General features: G+C 72.5%; 16 protein-coding genes. 10 read left to right on the top strand and 6 right to left on the bottom strand.

Annotated elements, in window-relative coordinates:
• Positions 1 to 132 precede the first annotated feature (132 nt).
• The 4 genes from ACIP98_RS22235 to ACIP98_RS22220 all read left to right on the top strand — a co-directional run bounded on the left by ACIP98_RS22235 (position 133) and on the right by ACIP98_RS22220 (position 5,964).
• Positions 133 to 2,364, top strand: coding sequence for an ATP-dependent RecD-like DNA helicase (locus tag ACIP98_RS22235; RefSeq protein WP_401977607.1), 2,232 nt, complete (start codon positions 133 to 135; stop codon positions 2,362 to 2,364).
• Between the two features lie 132 nt (positions 2,365 to 2,496).
• A complete protein-coding gene (locus tag ACIP98_RS22230) occupies positions 2,497 to 3,786 on the top strand; it encodes a citrate synthase (protein ID WP_319661495.1) in 1,290 nt (429 codons plus the stop codon).
• A 460-nt stretch (positions 3,787 to 4,246) separates the two neighbouring features.
• On the top strand, positions 4,247 to 4,993 hold the full coding sequence (locus tag ACIP98_RS22225) for an SDR family oxidoreductase (protein ID WP_319661494.1): 747 nt from the start codon (positions 4,247 to 4,249) through the stop codon (positions 4,991 to 4,993).
• Positions 4,994 to 5,208: 215 nt separating this feature from the next.
• The gene (locus ACIP98_RS22220; protein ID WP_319661493.1) at positions 5,209 to 5,964 is read left to right on the top strand and encodes a VTT domain-containing protein; all 756 of its coding nucleotides are present in this window, start codon (positions 5,209 to 5,211) and stop codon (positions 5,962 to 5,964) included.
• Positions 5,965 to 6,013: 49 nt separating this feature from the next.
• On the opposite strand, the gene ACIP98_RS22215 is transcribed toward ACIP98_RS22220, so the two are convergent.
• Positions 6,014 to 6,673: a TetR/AcrR family transcriptional regulator gene (locus ACIP98_RS22215; protein WP_319661492.1), complete on the bottom strand. Its 660-nt coding sequence runs from the start codon at positions 6,671 to 6,673 to the stop codon at positions 6,014 to 6,016.
• A gap of 170 nt (positions 6,674 to 6,843) precedes the next feature.
• Between ACIP98_RS22215 and ACIP98_RS22210 the strand changes: the two genes are divergently transcribed.
• Complete coding sequence (locus ACIP98_RS22210; protein WP_401977606.1) at positions 6,844 to 9,108, top strand: MMPL family transporter; 2,265 nt, start codon at positions 6,844 to 6,846, stop codon at positions 9,106 to 9,108.
• Positions 9,109 to 9,111: 3 nt separating this feature from the next.
• On the opposite strand, the gene ACIP98_RS22205 is transcribed toward ACIP98_RS22210, so the two are convergent.
• Together ACIP98_RS22205 and ACIP98_RS22200 are read right to left on the bottom strand one after the other, a co-directional pair.
• Positions 9,112 to 9,315, bottom strand: a complete 204-nt coding sequence (locus ACIP98_RS22205) for a MarR family transcriptional regulator (RefSeq protein WP_319661490.1) — start codon at positions 9,313 to 9,315, stop codon at positions 9,112 to 9,114.
• A gap of 189 nt (positions 9,316 to 9,504) precedes the next feature.
• Positions 9,505 to 10,158, bottom strand: a complete 654-nt coding sequence (locus tag ACIP98_RS22200; protein WP_401977605.1) for a TetR/AcrR family transcriptional regulator — start codon at positions 10,156 to 10,158, stop codon at positions 9,505 to 9,507.
• Between the two features lie 59 nt (positions 10,159 to 10,217).
• On the opposite strand from ACIP98_RS22200, the gene ACIP98_RS22195 reads away from it, so the two are divergent.
• The gene (locus tag ACIP98_RS22195) at positions 10,218 to 12,239 is read left to right on the top strand and encodes a M3 family metallopeptidase (RefSeq protein ID WP_401977603.1); all 2,022 of its coding nucleotides are present in this window, start codon (positions 10,218 to 10,220) and stop codon (positions 12,237 to 12,239) included.
• A 33-nt stretch (positions 12,240 to 12,272) separates the two neighbouring features.
• On the opposite strand, the gene ACIP98_RS22190 is transcribed toward ACIP98_RS22195, so the two are convergent.
• Positions 12,273 to 12,632, bottom strand: a complete 360-nt coding sequence (locus ACIP98_RS22190) for a metalloregulator ArsR/SmtB family transcription factor (RefSeq protein WP_319661487.1) — start codon at positions 12,630 to 12,632, stop codon at positions 12,273 to 12,275.
• Between the two features lie 9 nt (positions 12,633 to 12,641).
• On the opposite strand from ACIP98_RS22190, the gene ACIP98_RS22185 reads away from it, so the two are divergent.
• Positions 12,642 to 13,769, top strand: a complete 1,128-nt coding sequence (locus ACIP98_RS22185) for a cation diffusion facilitator family transporter (protein ID WP_401977602.1) — start codon at positions 12,642 to 12,644, stop codon at positions 13,767 to 13,769.
• Positions 13,770 to 13,841: 72 nt separating this feature from the next.
• Here the strand turns inward: ACIP98_RS22185 and ACIP98_RS22180 are convergent, their stop codons facing one another.
• The gene (locus ACIP98_RS22180) at positions 13,842 to 14,270 is read right to left on the bottom strand and encodes a hypothetical protein (protein WP_401977600.1); all 429 of its coding nucleotides are present in this window, start codon (positions 14,268 to 14,270) and stop codon (positions 13,842 to 13,844) included.
• Positions 14,271 to 14,467: 197 nt separating this feature from the next.
• Here ACIP98_RS22180 and ACIP98_RS22175 point away from each other — a divergent pair, with 197 nt between their 5' ends.
• The 3 genes from ACIP98_RS22175 (at position 14,468) to ACIP98_RS22165 (ending at position 16,437) form a co-directional block, all read left to right on the top strand.
• Positions 14,468 to 14,986, top strand: coding sequence for an FxLYD domain-containing protein (locus ACIP98_RS22175; protein ID WP_319661485.1), 519 nt, complete (start codon positions 14,468 to 14,470; stop codon positions 14,984 to 14,986).
• Positions 14,987 to 15,507: 521 nt separating this feature from the next.
• Positions 15,508 to 15,858 (top strand): hypothetical protein, encoded by a 351-nt coding sequence (locus ACIP98_RS22170; RefSeq protein WP_401977599.1) that lies wholly within the window; start codon positions 15,508 to 15,510, stop codon positions 15,856 to 15,858.
• Positions 15,859 to 15,867: 9 nt separating this feature from the next.
• Complete coding sequence (locus tag ACIP98_RS22165) at positions 15,868 to 16,437, top strand: flavoprotein (protein WP_401977598.1); 570 nt, start codon at positions 15,868 to 15,870, stop codon at positions 16,435 to 16,437.
• 34 nt (positions 16,438 to 16,471) lie between these two features.
• Here the strand turns inward: ACIP98_RS22165 and ACIP98_RS22160 are convergent, their stop codons facing one another.
• A complete protein-coding gene (locus ACIP98_RS22160; RefSeq protein WP_401977596.1) occupies positions 16,472 to 17,149 on the bottom strand; it encodes a hypothetical protein in 678 nt (225 codons plus the stop codon).
• Positions 17,150 to 17,236 lie beyond the last annotated feature (87 nt).

The raw sequence follows: 17,236 nt of genomic DNA, 5'->3' as shown, positions 1-17,236 counted from the left end.
TCGGATCACATCGCCGGACGGGGGAGGAGGCCCGTGGAATGGGGGAATCGGGGGCATTCCGCGCGGGACGCGTCCCCGTCCGCGGCCCGCTCCGCGCGGGACCCGGGCGCGGCTCCGGCGGGGGGTGCTGAGGTGGGACAGTCGCAAGAGTCACAACGCCCGGCGCTCGCCGAGGTGACAGGCGTCCTGGAACGCATCACGTACGCCAACGAGGAGAACGGCTACACGGTCGCCCGCGTCGACACCGGTCGTGGTGGCGATCTCCTCACCGTGGTCGGCTCCCTGCTGGGCGCCCAGCCCGGCGAGTCACTGCGCATGCAGGGCCGCTGGGGCTCCCACCCGCAGTACGGCCGCCAGTTCACGGTGGAGAACTACACGACCGTCCTGCCCGCCACGATCCAGGGCATCCGCCGCTACCTCGGCTCCGGGCTCATCAAGGGCATCGGCCCGCGGATCGCCGAGCGGATCGTGGAGCACTTCGGCACCGGCACGCTGGACGTCATCGAGCGTGAGCCGGCCCGCCTCGTGGAGGTCCCCGGCCTCGGCCCCAAGCGCACCCGGCTGATCGGTGCCGCCTGGGAGGAGCAGAAGGCCATCAAGGAGGTCATGGTCTTCCTCCAGAGCGTCGAGGTCTCCACCTCCATCGCGGTGCGGATCTACAAGGAGTACGGGGACGCCTCGATCTCCGTGGTGAAGAACCAGCCGTACCGGCTCGCCGCCGATGTGTGGGGCATCGGCTTCCTCACCGCGGACCGCATCGCCCGCGCGGTCGGCATCCCGCACGACAGCCCGGAGCGGGTGAAGGCCGGGCTGCAGTACGCGCTGTCCCAGGCCACCGACAACGGGAACTGCTTCCTGCCGGAGGAGCAGTTGCTCTCCGACGCCGTGAAGCTGCTCCAGGTGGACATTGGGCTGGTCATCGACTGCCTGGCCGAGCTGGCCGCGGAGGAGGGCGTGGTGATCGAGCCCGTGCCCGGCCCGGACAGCGAGGAGCCCGTGCGCGCCGTCTACCTGGTGCCCTTCCACCGGGCCGAGATCTCGCTGGCGGGCGCGCTGCTGCGGCTGCTGCGCGGCCCCGAGGACCGGATGCCCGCCTTCCGCGACGTGGACTGGGACAAGGCGCTGGCCTGGCTCGCCGAGCGCACCGGCGCCGACCTGGCCCCCGAGCAGCAGCAGGCGGTGCGCCTGGCGCTGACGGAGAAGGTGGCGGTGCTGACCGGCGGGCCGGGCTGCGGCAAGTCGTTCACGGTCCGTTCCGTGGTGGCCCTGGCGCAGGCCAAGAAGGCCAAGGTCGTGCTCGCCGCGCCGACCGGGCGGGCCGCCAAGCGGCTCGCCGAGCTGACCGGGGCCGAGGCGTCCACCGTGCACCGGCTGCTGGAGCTCAAGCCCGGCGGGGACGCCGCGTACGACCGGGACCGGCCGCTGGAGGCCGATCTCGTGGTCGTCGACGAGGCCTCCATGCTGGACCTGCTGCTGGCCAACAAGCTGGTCAAGGCCGTGCCGCCGGGTGCCCACCTGCTCTTCGTCGGCGATGTCGACCAGTTGCCCAGCGTCGGCGCCGGAGAGGTGCTGCGCGACCTGCTCGACGAGCGGGGCCCGGTCCCCTCGGTGCGGCTGACCAGGATCTTCCGCCAGGCTCAGGAGTCCGGGGTGGTGACCAACGCGCACCGGATCAATTCCGGCGTCCCGCCACTCACCCAGGGGCTCGACGACTTCTTCCTCTTCGTCGAGGACGACGGCGAGGCGACGGCCCGGCTCACCGTGGACGTCGCCGCCCACCGCATTCCGCGCCGGTTCGGCCTCGACCCGCGCCGTGACGTCCAGGTGCTGGCCCCCATGCACCGCGGACCGGCCGGCGCGGGCGTCCTCAACGGACTGCTCCAGCAGGCGGTCACCCCGGCCCGCCCCGATCTGCCCGAGCGCCGCTTCGGCGGCCGCACCTTCCGTGTCGGGGACAAGGTCACCCAGATCAGGAACAACTACGACAAGGGCGCGAACGGCGTCTTCAACGGCACCGTGGGGGTGGTCACCTCCCTGGACGCCGTGGAGCAGCGGCTCACCGTCCTGACCGACGAGGACGAGGAGATCCCCTACGACTTCGACGAACTCGACGAGCTCGCCCACGCGTACGCGGTGACCATCCACCGTTCGCAGGGCAGCGAGTACCCCGCCGTAGTGATCCCGGTCACCACCGGGGCGTGGATGATGCTGCAGCGGAACCTGCTCTACACGGCCGTTACCCGGGCGAAACGCCTGGTCGTACTGGTGGGCTCGCGCAAGGCCATCGGGCAGGCGGTCCGCACCGTCTCCGCAGGCAGGCGCTTCACAGCACTCGACCACCGGCTGTCCCGGGCGGCAAAATAGGCACTGGGTGCCACCTTTCGGGGCTATGGCCGACCCCGAGTGCACGTGGCCACGCCAAATGGGGGACAGTAGGGGTAGGTCAGGGCACCTCGAAACCTCGAAGAAGAGGCACGACGTCGGTGAGGGAATGACGTGAGCGACAACTCTGTAGTACTGCGGTACGGGGACAGCGAGTACAGCTACCCGGTGATCGAGGGCACCGTTGGGGACAACGGCTTCGACATCGGCAAGCTCCGCGCCAATACCGGCCTGGTCACCCTGGACAGCGGCTACGGCAACACCGCAGCCTACAAGTCCGCGATCACCTACCTCGACGGCGAACAGGGCATTCTCCGCTACCGCGGTTACCCCATCGAGCAGGTCGCCGAGCGTGGCAGCTTCCTGGAGACCGCGTACCTCCTCATCAACGGTGAGCTCCCGACCGTTGACGAGCTCGCCGGCTTCCGGGGCGACATCACGCAGCACACGCTGCTGCACGAGGACGTGAAACGGTTCTTCCAGGGCTTCCCGCGCGACGCCCACCCGATGGCCATGCTGTCCTCCGTGGTCAGCGCGCTGTCCACCTTCTACCAGGACAGCCACAACCCGTTCGACGAGAAGCAGCGCTACCTCTCGACGATCCGGCTCATCGCGAAGCTGCCGACGATCGCCGCGTACGCGTTCAAGAAGTCGATCGGCCACCCCTTCGTCTACCCGCGCAACGATCTCGGCTACGTCGAGAACTTCCTGCGCATGACGTTCGCGGTCCCCGCCGAGGAGTACGAGCTCAACCCGGTCGTCGTCGACGCCCTGGACAAGCTGCTGATCCTGCACGCGGACCACGAGCAGAACTGCTCCACCTCCACCGTGCGTCTGGTCGGCTCCTCGCAGGCCAACCTGTTCGCGTCGATCTCCGCGGGCATCAACGCCCTGTGGGGCCCGCTGCACGGCGGCGCCAACCAGAGCGTGCTGGAGATGCTGGAGGCCATCCAGGCCGACGGCGGCGACGTGGACGCCTTCATCCGCAAGGTGAAGAACAAGGAGGACGGCGTCCGCCTCATGGGCTTCGGCCACCGGGTCTACAAGAGCTTCGACCCCCGGGCGAAGATCATCAAGGCCGCGGCGCACGACGTCCTGTCCGCGCTGGGCAAGTCCGACGAGCTGCTGGACATCGCCCTGAAGCTCGAGGAGCACGCGCTCAGCGACGACTACTTCGTCTCGCGCAACCTCTACCCGAACGTGGACTTCTACACCGGCCTGATCTACCGGGCCATGGGCTTCCCGTCCACGATGTTCACCGTGCTCTTCGCGCTCGGCCGGCTCCCCGGCTGGATCGCCCAGTGGCACGAGATGATCACCGAGCCCGGTTCCCGCATCGGCCGCCCGCGCCAGGTCTACACGGGCGTCGTCGAGCGCGACTACGTGCCGGTCGAGAGCCGCTGATCCCGGGCCTCCGGTGTCCCGCTCCGGCGGGGCGCCGGGGCACGCCGGAGCGCAAAGAGAAACGCCCCGCGCCGAATCCCCCCACGGGTTCGACACGGGGCGCTCCCGTTTCCCGGAGCGGATCCCCCCACGGGTCCGTACCGGGCGTTCTTTGGGTGCGCTCGCCCCACCGGAGCGCGCCGCCCGGGAGGGCCGCTCAAAGCTCTCCGGGCAGTGCGTCCAGGCGTGACGACCGGGCTGTCCCCCAAAGACAACCCGCTCATCATCTCACCGAGTCCGCCGGGAGCCCGGTGTCTTCTCGCGGTTAGACCCCCCTGTAAACCAAAAGGTTACGTTTCAGCCAGTGTGATCTAGCTCTCGTCTACGTCTTTCTACGTCATCCGCATCAGGAACGACCCCCGTGTCGGTCGCGCGGACCCCGTCCCGTAACGTGCTGTCCCACCTTGAGGGGCGGAGCGTGATGTCGCAGAAGGCAAGTGTGGGCCGGAACGTCGTGGTGACCGGCGGGGGAACGGGCATCGGCCGGTCGGTGACCACGAGGTTCGCCGAGGCGGGCGACCACGTGACGATCGTGGGCCGGCGCCGCGAGGTGCTGCGGGCCACCGCCGAGGAACTGCGCACGGAGCACGGCCTCGACGTCACCCCGGTCGCCTGCGACCTCGCCGACCCCGACGACGTCGAGGCGGCCCTCGCCCGGCTGCCGCGGCGCGTGGACGTGCTGGTCAACAACGCGGGCAGCCGGGAACTGGCGATCGGCGCCGGCCCGCACGGTGTCCTGGCCCGCTGGCGCGGCGACTTCGAGCGCAATGTGCTGACCGCGGTCCTGGTGACCGAATCCCTGCGGGACCGGCTGCCCGAGGGCGGCCGGGTGATCACCGTGACGTCGGTGGCCGCGCTGCGCGGCGGGGGCTCCTACGGCGCATCCAAGGCCGCCCTGCACGCCTGGAACCACTCCCTGGCCGCCCAGCTCGGCCCGCGCGGTGTGACCTGCAACATCGTCGCCCCGGGCACAGTGGCGGGCACCGAGTTCTTCGGCGCGCGGCTGGACGCCGCCGAGCTGACCCGGCGGGCCGGACGCACCCTCGTCGGCCGCGTGGGACGCCCCGACGACGTCGCCGCGGCGGTGGTCTTCCTGGCCTCTCCGGAGGCCGGCTTCATCACCGGCGAGATCCTCCAGTGCAACGGCGGCGAACTGCTCGGACGCTGAGCCCCGCGCCGGTGTACTCCCCTGGTGGGACCGGGACGCCGCACCCCCTCCCTGAGGATGACGCGGCCCCCGGAAAACCCCGGGAACGCCCCCGATCCCGGTGAAACCGGGTTGCCCCCGCCCGAACGCTGCTGCCAGCGTGGAGCCGGGAGTGAGCGGGGTCACCACCGGGTCCGGGCGGGAAGAGGGGCGGCCGTATGGACGTTTCACGCTTTATGTCGGCCCTTGACTTCACCGCAGGTCTCGAGGGGTACCTGCGCGACGGCCACGTGCTGTGGGCCTACGGGGTGCTCGCGGCCACGACCGCGCCCCCGCTGGTGCCCAACTCGGCGCTGCTGGTGACGGGCGGAGTGCTGGCGGCCCAGGGGCGGTTGGACATCGGGCTGGTCCTGCTGGTGGTCGCGGGCAGCGCGCTGCTCGGCGACCTGGTGATCCACCGGACCGGCCGGGCGGTGAGCGGCAGCGTCCTGACGCGCCTGTACCGCAAGCCCCGGCGCCGGGCGCTGCTGGAGTGGGCCAGCGTCCGCATAGAGCGCCACGGCGTGCCCTTCGTGATCGGCGTGCGGTTCCTGCCCAGTGGGCGGGTGATCGGCGGGCTTGCGGCGGGGATCGTCCGCTACCCGGCGCGGCGCTACGCGATCGGTGCGGGCGTGGCCGAAGGGGTGTGGGCGACCTACTCCGTGGGGCTCGGCTACTTCGGCGGCCTGGCCATGTCCAACTCCCTGTACGCGGTGGGGCTCGGGCTCGGCGTCTCGCTGTTCGTGGCGGGGGTCGGCGGCCTGGCGCAGGTGGTGTCCGGGCGCCGGGCGGCCGCCGAGAGCACCGTGGCCGGTGGGCGGGTGGTGGCGTCCGGAGGGACGGCCCCTCCCGCGCCGCGCGTCGGCGACGGGGAGCGACTCGGCGCCGACGGCGGGCGCGACGGCGGCGGGACCGGACCGGGCGCGGGGCGCCGGGGCGCGGTGAACTCCTGAGCCGACGGCTCTGCGGTGACCGCGGCGATCCCGGCCGCGGCTCGGACGTTCAGCCGGCCGCCGGGGCCGGGCTGCCGTCGGGCCCTGGCGCGCCGGCCACCCCGGCCACCCCGGCCGCCGCGGCGGCCACCGGCACGTCCACCGGTCCGGTGCCGACGCGCGGGGCGAGATAGCCGAACAGGGCGTTCTTCAGCTCACCGGTGTAGGCGTCCCGTTCCGCTCCTTCGTGCCCGACGACCAGGGCGAGACCGGCCTTGAACAGCCCGAAGGCCATGGCCGCCACCTGGGTCCGCTCCGCCGGGGACAGGTCCGGGGCGCGCAGGCCGAGCAGCGTCTCGACCCGCTCCACCAGGGAGCTGTGCAGGGCGTCGTGCTCCGAGGTGACCGTTCCGGGGATGTCGCTGTCGTGGACCAGGGCGAGGAAGGCCGGGTTCTCGCAGTTGAAGTCGATCATCGGGTCGACGATCACGTCGAGCATCTCGCGCAGCGGCAGCGAGGCGTTCTCCGGCGTGAACAGCTCGCCGTGGGCCTCGCGCATCCGCAGGTTGAGGGTGCTGCCCAGCTCGATGGCGATGGCTTCCTTGTTGGGGAAGAACTGGTAGAGCGTGCCGGGCGAGACGCCCGCCTCGCGCGCGATGGCGTTGGTGCTCGCCGCGGTGTAGCCCACTTTGCGGAAGACGTCCGCCGCGGCGTCCAGCAGCTGTGCCACGCGCCGCTCCCCGCGCGCCTGACGGCGGCGCGCTCTCTGCTCCTCGGGCACGTGTACTCCCCAATCACTGTTGACAAACGCGAGTGGCCGCTCGCATTCTGAAGAAACGCGAGTGATCGCTCGTGTTGGCCAGTTTACGGCTGCTCTTCAGGGGAGGGGACACCTCTGTCATGTCCGATGTCAACCGCGGGCGTCCGCCAGGGGTCTGGACACGGGTGACCACCGCCCGGCCGAGGCTCGCCCTGCTCCTCGCGCTGCTGTTCACCGCTCTCGCCGTGGTCGCGGGCAGCGGGGTCGCGGAGCGGCTGCACAGCGGTGGCTGGGAAGCGCCCGGTTCCGAGTCGTCGTACGCCAACGCGGCGCTGCAGAAGTACTTCCCGGACTCCCAGCCCAATCTGATCCTCCTCGTCGACAGCCGCGGGGCCGGGGTGGACTCCCCGGCCGTGGCCGCCGAGGGCCGGGAACTCGGCCGCCGGCTCGCCGCGGACAAGGACGTCAGCGGCGTCACCTCCTACTGGACCACCGCGGCGCCCGCCCTGCGCGCCGAGGACGGCGGCGAGGCCATGATCGCCGCCCGTATCGCCGGTGACGACGACGCGATCGCCGACACCGTCGAGCGCCTCGCCCCCGAATTCCGGGGGGCGCACGGCCCGGTGGCGGTCACGGTCGGCGGTCTCGCGGCCTTCCGGCAGGAACTGCAGAGCACCATCCAGGACGACCTGGCCCGCGCCGAGGTCATCGCACTGCCCGTGACCCTGCTGCTGCTCGTCATGGTCTTCGGCAGCGCCGTGGCCGCGATGCTGCCGCTTGTCGTCGGCATCGTCGCGATCCTGGGCACCAACGCCGTGCTGCGCGGCATCACGGCCTTCACGGACGTCTCGATCTTCGCCCAGAACCTCACCACCGCCCTGGGGCTCGGACTCGCCATCGACTACGCGCTGTTCCTCGTGCGCCGCTTCCGCGAGGAACTGGACGCCGGCGCCGACCCGCGGGCCGCGGTGGGCGCGACGCTGCGCACGGCGGGCCGCACAGTGCTCTTCTCGGCGCTCACCGTGGCCGCCGCGCTGTCCGCGATGTTCCTGTTCCCCCAGTACTTCCTGCGCTCGTTCGCCTACGCGGGCATCGCGGTGGTGCTGCTGGCGGCGGGCGCCGCCCTGGTGATCCTGCCGGCGGCGCTGGTGCTGCTCGGCCACCGTGTCAACGCGCTCGACCTGCGCAGGATCCTGCCGCGCCGGCGGGCCGCGCGGGAGCCCGGCGCCGGGTACGCGCGGCTGGCCACCCTGGTGATGCGCCGGGCCCCGCTCTTCGCGGTGGGCACGATCGCGGGGCTGGTGCTGCTCGGAGTCCCCTTCCTGCAGGTGCAGTTCGGCACGGCGGACGACCGCCAGCTGCCGGCGACCGCCGAGGCCCATGTCGTGCAGCAGCACATACGTGACGACTTCCCGGGCAGCCCCGGCGACGAGATCACCGTGCTCGCCGAGGGCAAGCCGACGACGGCCCAGCTCGGGGCCTACAGCAGGGAGCTGTCCGAGCTGCCCGGGGTGGTGGTCGTCGACGGCCCCGCCGGGCAGTACGCGTCCGGCGAGCGCAGCGCGCCGCCCGGCCCGGCCGAGGCGGCCCGCGCGGCCGGCGGGGCGGCCTATCTGACGGTGCTGCCCAGGACGGAGGCGGTGGACGCGGCGAGCCAGGACCTGGTGGACAGGATCAGGGCGGTCGAGGCCCCGTTCACGACCTCGGCGACCGGCACGGCCGCGCAACTGGTGGACACCAAGGACGTCATCGCCGATCGCCTGCCCTGGGCGGCAGGGATGATCGCCGCGGTCACCTTGCTGCTGGTCTTCCTGCTCACCGGCTCCGTCGTCATCCCCCTGCAGGCGGTGCTGCTCAACGCGCTGAGCCTGACCGCGATGTTCGGCGCGGTGGTGTGGGTCTTCCAGGACGGCCACCTGTCGGGGCTGCTGGACTTCACCGCGACCGGGAGCATCGAGACCACCCTGCCGGTGCTGATGTTCTGCGTGGCCTTCGGGCTCTCGATGGACTACGGCGTCTTCCTCCTGTCGCGCATCAAGGAGGAGTACGACCGCACCGGTGACCACCGGTCGTCGGTGGTCTTCGGGGTGCGCCGCACCGGCGGGCTCATCACCGCGGCCGCGGTGATCCTGGCGGTGGTGATGGTGGCGATCGGCACCTCCCGGGTCGCCAACACCAAGATGCTGGGCCTCGGGATCGCGCTGGCCGTGCTGATGGACGCGATGGTGGTCCGCACGCTGCTCGTGCCCGCCGTGATGCGGCTGACGGGACGGGCGACCTGGTGGGCCCCGGGACCGCTCAAGCGGCTGCACGGCCGCATCGGGCTGAGCGAGGGGGAGGGGCCGGGCGGGGCCCCGGCGCGGGAGGAGCCCGCGCGGGACCCGGAGCCCGCCCGGGCCGGCTGAGGGTCAGCCGAGCTCCCGGCGGCCCCTGTTGCCCGGCCGCCGGGAGCTCCACAGGCGGATCGTGTCCGCATACCAGAAGGGCTTGCCGGCCTCCACGACGTCGGGCGGCGGCAGGTGCCCGTGTTTCCGGTACGAGCGCACCGTGTCGACCTGGACCCCGATGTGAGCGGCGATCTCGGCGTACGACCAGAGGGTCCGATCCGTCATCTCACACACACCTCCTCGCGATGGCTTCGAGCGGTCAGCCTCGCCGGGTCAACGACATGGGATGACAGGTGAATGGGCCTGTTGATCACCTGTTACGGGAAGCCCGCGTAACGGTGACAAACCTGGCAGAGGGGGTGATGATCCGACAGCCGTCCGGCGGACGGGCACGAACCGCCGTACGGGCGCGCCTCAGCCCCCGAACCGGGAGGGCAGGGAATGCGCTTGCGCCGAGGCGGCGGTGCGCAGCCGCGCGAGGATGGCGGTGCCCGCCTTGGTGTACGCGGAGACGTCGTCGAAGAGCACCGACTGCAGATTGCCCGACTCCATCAGCGCGATGAGCTCGAAGGCCAGCAGCGGTACGTCGAGATCGGCCCGCAACTGCCCCGTCCGGCGGGCCTTCTCCACGGTGATCTCGACATAGGTGATCCACTCCAGGCGGGCGTCGGCGACCAGGTCGTGCACCGGACCGGTGCGCGCGTCGAACTCGGCCGCGACGGCGAGGAAGAAGCAGCCGCCGGGGAACACCCGGCTCCGGGAGTACTCCAGCCAGGCCTCGCAGAGCCGCCACACCCGGGCGATACCGGCGGGCAGTTCGCGCGGTGGCCGCACCACATGGTCGACGTACAGCTCCCGGGCGGCGCGCACGGCGGCCAGCTGCAGTTCCTCCTTGGAACCGAAGAGGGCGAACACCCCGCTCTTGCTCAGTCCCAGTTCGGCCGCCAGTCGGCCCAGGGACAGCCCTTCCAGACCCTCGACCGAGGCCAGGGCCGTGGCGCGGCTCAGGACCAGGCGGCGCGTCTCGTTGCCGCGCCGGACCCGGTTGTCCGTACGGGGGGCTGTCACCCGGCCATCCTACGAAAGGCCACGTCCGCCCGGAATGCGGCGGGCGTAGGGTCGGGCGTGTGACCTCGACGAATCCCTTCCTCAGTCCGAGTACGCTCCCTTACGAGCTGCCGCCGTTCGCCGACATCCGGGACGAGCACTACCTGCCCGCCTTCGAGCGCGGCATGGCCGAGCAGCTCGCCGAGGTGCGGGCCGTCGCGGCGGACCCGGAGCCGCCGGGCTTCGAGAACACGATCATCGCCCTGGAGCGCTCCGGCGATCTGCTGAGCCGTGTCTCGAGCGTCTTCTTCAACCGCACCGCGGCCGACACCAGCGCGACCGTGCAGGAGATCGAGGCGCGCGTCAACACCGAGCTCGCCGCGCACGCCGACGCCATCCACCTCGACCCGGACCTCTTCGCCCGCGTCAAGGCACTCCACGACACCCGGCACGAACTCGGCCTGGACGCACCGTCCTTGCGGCTGCTGGAGCGCTACCACACCCGCTTCGTCCGGGCCGGGGCGGAACTCACCGAGCAGGGCCGAGAGCGGCTGCGCGAGCTGAACGCCGAGATCGCGGAAGCCTCGACCGCCTTCGAGCAGAACCTCTTCGCCGACACCAAGGGCGCCGCGATCGTCCTGGACAGCGCGGACGAACTCGCCGGCCTGTCCGCGGACGCCGTCGCCTCGGCCGCGGCCAACGCCACCGCCCTCGGCCACGACGGGCGCTTCGTGCTGAGCCTGAAGAACTTCTCCAACCAGACCGAACTGGCCTCCCTGGAGGACCGCGCCCTGCGCCGCAGGCTCCTGGAGGCGTCCGTGAGCCGCGGTCTCACGAGCAACCGCGCCCTGGTGGTGAAGCTCGCCCGGCTGCGGGCCGACCGCGCCGCGCTGCTGGGCTACCCCTCGCACGCCGCGTACGTCGTCGCCGACCAGACCGCCGGCACGCCCGAGGCGGTCACGACTCTGCTGTCCCGGCTGGTCCCGGCCGCCGTGGCCAACGCCGAGCGCGAGGCCACCGCGCTGACCGCCGCCTCCGGCCTGACGGACTTCGCCGCGTGGGACTGGTCGTACTGGGCGGAGAAGGTCCGCAAGGCCGACTACGACATCGACGCCGCCGAGATGCGCCCGTACTTCGAGCTCGACCGGGTGCTGAAGGACGGCGTCTTCCACGCCGCGGGCCAGGTGTACGGGCTGGGCTTCACCGAGCGCCCCGACCTGGGCGGCTACCACCCCGACGTACGGGTCTTCGAGGTCTCCGACGCCGACGGCACCCCTCTCGGCCTCTACCTCGGCGACTTCTTCGCCCGCGCCTCCAAGCGCGGCGGCGCCTGGATGAACAGCCTGGTCAAGCAGTCGCACCTGTTCGGCCGCAAGCCCGTGGTCGTCAACAACCTCAACATCGCCAAGCCCGCGCCCGGCGAGCCGGCCCTGCTCACCTTCGACGAGGTCCACACCCTCTTCCACGAGTTCGGCCACGCGCTGCACGGGCTGCTCTCCGACGTCGAGCACCCCTTCTTCTCCGGCACGGCCGTTCCGCGCGACTTCGTCGAATACCCCTCGCAGGTCAACGAGATGTGGGCGACCTGGCCGCAGGTGCTGGCCCACTACGCGCGCCACCACGAGAACGGCGAGCCGATGCCCGCCGACCTGGTGGCCCGGATGGAGGCCGCCGAGCGCTTCGGGCAGGGCTACCGGACGGTGGAGTACCTGTCCGCGGCCGTGCTCGACTGGGCCTGGCACTCCCTCCCGGCCGGCCACGACCCGGGCGATGCCGAGGAGTTCGAGGCGGCCGCGCTGAAGGAGGCCGGGCTCGCGCTGCCGGCGATCCCGCCGCGTTACCGCAGCACCTACTTCGCGCACATCTTCGCCCACGGCTACAGCGCCGGTTACTACTCCTACATCTGGAGCGAGGTGCTGGACGCCGACACCGTCGAGTGGTTCAAGGAGAACGGCGGCATGCGGCGCGAGAACGGCGACACCTTCCGCCGTGAACTGCTCTCGCGCGGCGGCAGCGTCGACCCGCTCACGGCCTTCGAGAACTTCCGCGGACGGGCGCCGGAGATCGCGCCTCTGCTGGCCCGCCGCGGCCTGGCCGGCTGAGCACAGGGCACGCAGGGGCGGGGCACCGCCGGATCAGTCGTGCGGCCGGGCCCCGTTGAGGCGGTGGTCGGCGAGGTTCAGCGCCTCGTCGACCACCCGGCGCAGATGTCCGTCGGCCGGCCCGTAGACCATGCGGCGGCCCTCCTTGCGCACGGTCACCAGCCCGGCCAGGCGCAGTTTCGCCAGGTGCTGGCTGACGGCCGGGCGGGCCGCGCCGCAGAGCTCGGTCAGCGTGCCGACGTCGGCCTCCTGCTGCCCCAGCGCGTGCAGGATGCGGAGCCGGGTGCGGTCGGCGAGCAGCCCGAGCGTCTCGGCGGCGAGGGCGTAGTGCTCGGCGCCCGGGTCTCGCGGGTGCGCATCCTGTGCAGGTGATAGGTGCATGCGTGCGCTCATACGCACATAATGGCAGGCATGGACGAGCACCGGCACCCCCAGCCGCACGGCGGTCACGGCCAGGCGCACGACCCCGGCCGCGGTCACGACCAGCGCCACGACCACGACGACGACCACGACCAGGGCCACGGTCACAACCAGGGCCACGGTCACGACAGCGCCCGTGCGCACTCCCGCACCCCCACCCGCCCCCACTCCCACGCCGCGACGGACAAGCTCGACCGCGCTCTCGAAGGCTCCGCCGAGGGCATCCGCACCCTGTGGATCTCCCTCGCGGTCCTCGGCGCCACTGCCGCCGCGCAGGCGGCCGTCGTCGTGCTGTCCGGATCGGTCGCCCTGCTCGGCGACACCGTGCACAACGCCGCCGACGCGCTGACCGCCCTGCCGCTGGGCCTGGCGTTCCTGCTCGGGCGCCGCGCCGCCACCCGGCGGTTCACCTACGGCTACGGCAGGGCCGAGGACCTGGCGGGGATCGTCATCGTCGCCACGATCGCGGCGTCCGCCGTCGTCACCGGTTACCAGGCGGTCGACCGCCTGCTGGACCCGCGGGACGTCTCCCATCTGCCGGCCGTCGCCGCCGCCGGGCTGGCCGGTTTCGCGGGCAACGAATGGGTGGCCCGCTATCGCATCCGCACCGGGCGCAGGATCGGTTCCGCCGCGCTCGTCGCGGACGGGCTGCACGCCCGCACCGACGGCTTCGCGTCGCTCGCCGTGCTGCTCGGCGCGGGCGGCGCGGCCCTCGGCTGGCGCGCGGCCGATCCGGTCGTCGGGCTGCTCATCGGCGCGGCCATCCTGCTCGTGCTCCGCGACGCGGCCCGCGAGGTGTTCGGCCGCCTCATGGACGCCGTGGACCCGGCCCTCGTCGACGCCGCCGAGCGTGCGCTGCGGGGCCGGCCCGGTGTGCTGGACGTCGCCGAACTGCGGCTGCGCTGGATCGGGCACCGGTTGCGGGCGGAGGTCGCCGTCGTCGTGGACGGTTCGCTCGATCTGCGCGCGGCGCACCAGGTCGCCGTGGACGCGGAGCACGCGCTGCTGCACGCCGTTCCCCGGCTGGGTGCCGCCCTCGTCCATCCCGATCCGGCCCCGGCGGCCGGACTCCCCGATCCGCACGCCGCCCTGGCCCATCACGGGGTGTGAGGCACCGCCCGGTAGGCCGCGCTCGGCCCCGGCGAGCCCCGTCCTGCCCCGGTCTTCCCTGGCCTTCCCTGGTCAGCTCGGGTCCGCGCCGGGGTCGGCCGCCGCCCGCGCGGCCGCACCCCGGACCCGTTCGCGCAGTTCCCGCAGCCGGTCCGCGGGGGCGCCGAGCCCGTTGAGACGCAGCCGGTCGGTCTCCGTGCCGGTGTCGGCGTTGGCGGTGAAGGCCAGATTGAGTGCCTGGCGCACCATCCAGTGGTCGTACGTCAGCAGCCGGACGGCCTCGTCGCGGGCGTCCGCCTCCTCGCCGCCGACGGGCAGGTCACGCAACCGCTGGGCGATGTCCTGCAGCACCGCCGCCTGCCGGCTGCCGGCACGGGCCACTTCGGTGGGTACCGGGCCCGGCTCGCCGCATGCCGCCACCACGCGGTCCGCCTCCGGCTGGGCGGCCGCCGCCTCGTCCAAGAGCGCGGCCAGCGCTGCCAGTTGCTCGTACGAGGACATGGCTCCTCCGGTGGGGCTTCGCATGGCCACGGGCCCCCAGTGTGCCCCGGTAGGACGTCTGACGGTGAGTTGGTGTGGACCAGGGGAATGATCTGTACCGGATCGGTCACGGCAACATCACGGACCGCTCGCATGTCTGCGCGGACGGTGAAGGTGATGTCACGGTGTCCCCCACACCCAAGCCTCAGGGGGCTCCTGTGACACAGTCGTCGCACACGCAACCACCGGGTTCGCACCCGTCCCAAGGACCCGGCTGGGTTCAGCCGCCCAAGAAGTCGGGCGCCGGGAAGATTCTCGGCTTCGGCGTCGTCGCCATCCTCGTCGTGATCGGCGGCAGCGTCGCATTCGCCCTGCACACCGGTGACGGCAAGAGCCCCGGTGGCAAGGCACCGGCGGTGAGCACCGCCCCGACGCACGCCGCCGTCGTGGAGGAGCAGTTCAAAAACGATGTGAAGGTCGCCTCCTGCGGGCTCGCCGACTTCACCAGGTTCCCGAGTGCCGAGGTGACCATCACCAACCACGGGGACCGGGCCGCCAATTACCAGGTGCGCGTGGCGTTCACCGACGAGACGGGGACCCGGATCGCCCAGGGCGTCGCCACGACCACGGGACTGGCCGCCGGGGCATCCGTGAAGGAGACCGCACAGGGCACCGATGCGGCGGTGGGCGAGATCACCTGCAAGGTGACCGAAGTGGGTCGCACGGCTGCGAACTGACGCGGCGCGGGAGGAACGGTCCGGGGGGCCGTTCGTACCGCCCTTTTCGTCGCCGGTGACTCCGGTTCTTCCTTCGTACCCGCGGCCGGGGGCCGCGGGTATTTCTCGTGAGCGGCCCGCCGATGGTTTTCGGACGGGCCGGGCCCGCGGCCCGGCCGGGACGGCTGATCGCCCGGCTCCGGACATGCGCCCGTCCGCCGCGTGAACGCCCCACCGTGGTCCGGGAACCGGGGGAGGGACGTCCACCGGACAGGTTCCGCTTGCGCGCTCCGCGACCGGCCGCGAAGGGTGAGCACCTTCGCGTCCTGCGTCAACGACCCACGTGCCGAGCAGCGTTGACTCTCTCCCAGGCAAGTGCCGCTCGATGTGTGCTGCTTCTGTGCGAGGTCGACTGCGTCGGACCGCCGCTGGAGGAGCGGAGCGTCACCGTAGCCTTGACCATCATCAGCTTGCGTGGAGCTGCGCGTCTCGTTCGTCGTCCATCCGTTGGGCGTTCCCTGCTCCTTGAACGCAACCCCCTCATGTGCCGCGACTGTCAGGACCGCCACGACCGGGCCGACCGGCAGGAGCGGTCAGAGGACCGGCTCGCCGTCGTGGGCCGGCGCCTGGTCGGCGCCGACAACCGACAAATGGGACGCGGCGCCCGTGTACGCCTTCCTGGCGGAGTGCCGGACCGCCGTGCTCCGGCCACGGCCGATGCCGGCAGCGCCTGGACGCGGCGGGTCGCGCTCGGCGAGCACGTCGCCGTCTCCGGTCGCACCTACGAGCGCCGGCGCGAGCGCGCAGGCGTGGAGCACGGCCCGACCCCGGCCATGTTCTACACGCCCGACGACCCGCGCACCGCGGACTACGTGGAGGGTCGCTCCGGGTAGGGGAAGGCCATGTCCCCTCAACCGGTCCGTGGAGTCCTCGCCGTCGTCGGCTCGGCCGCCGGCGGCGTCGAGTCCCTGCGCGACGGCCTCGTGCTGCCCGCCCTCGCCCGCGGCTGGCGGGTGGCGGTCACCCTCACGCCCTCCGCCGCCCGCTGGCTCCGCCCCCTCGGTGAGATCGACCGCCTGGAGCGCGCCACGGGTCTGCCGGTGCGCGACGCGCCACGGCTGCCCACCGAGCCGCGGCCGCACCCGGCCGCCGACTGCCACGTCGTGGCGCCCGCGACCGCCAACACCGTCGCGAAACTCGCCCTCGGCATCGGCGACAACCAGGCCCTCACCCAGACCTGCGAGGCCCTCGGCACCCCCGGGGTCCCGGTCGTCGTCCTGCCCGCGGTCAACGCCGCCCACGCCCGGCATCCGGCCTGGCCCCGTCACCTCGCCGCACTCCGCGAGGCCGGCGTCCACCTGGTCGACGACCCGGCCGCCCACCCGCTCCCCGAGCCCCGCGCGTCCACCACCGCCCCGGAACTGCCCTGGGCCGCCGTGCTGGACGCCCTGGACCGCGTCACCGGCGCCTGAGACACGGGCGGCGGCCCCGCCGCCCGGCCGAGGTTCACAGGTCGAGCCGCTCCCAGCGCAAGCCGGCCCTCCAGGAGGCGTCCCCCGCGGCGAAGCCCAGGACCGCCGCGACCACCGCGTCGCGGTCCCGTACGACGCAGCGCTCGTGGCGGTCCGGCGCGCCGTCGCGGTGCTCGACGGCGAACTCGTCGTCCCCCACGCCGGCCGTGCGGCCCAGGCCGACCTGGACGTAGCGTCCGTCGCCCTCGTCCACGATCAGGTACCAGTCGTCCTCGGACAGACTCCGCACGGCACGTTCGAGAACCTCCCGGTCCGGGTCGGCCACCGGCGGCCTCGCGCACCGCTCCAGGTCGAGCGGCCGGGGACCGCGCGGGGCCCGTGGCAGATGCACCACCGACGCCTGCGGGTCGAAGCACACCAGCCCGTGCCGGTCCGCGAGTTCGCGCACGCGCGGTACGACCTGCCCGGCACGCGACCAGCTCGTCGCCAGGAGCACATGCCGGTCGGAGACGCCGATCCCGGACGCCCAGGGCGACGCCTCGTCGCCGTCCGACTCGGGGAACTCGGCGGTCAGTTCCCGATGGAAGGCGCCGACCTCCGGCGCCCCGGCCACACCCGTGTGATCGCCTTCGCACAGCCGCGCGTACGTTTGCGCGGCCGCTGCGGACGACACCCGCGCGGTTTCGTGCCACACCGCGAGATCGAAGCTCATCGGGCCCCCGGCATTCCTCGCCGTAACGGACACCCGGATCATACGGACGCCCGCCGCACCGGGGTCGCCCGGGCGGGCAGGAGTGCC

Origin of the sequence: Streptomyces sp. NPDC088354 (assembly GCF_044753585.1) — a bacterium.
GTDB lineage: Bacteria > Actinomycetota > Actinomycetes > Streptomycetales > Streptomycetaceae > Actinacidiphila.
This window is presented reverse-complemented; position numbering and strand designations above follow the sequence as displayed.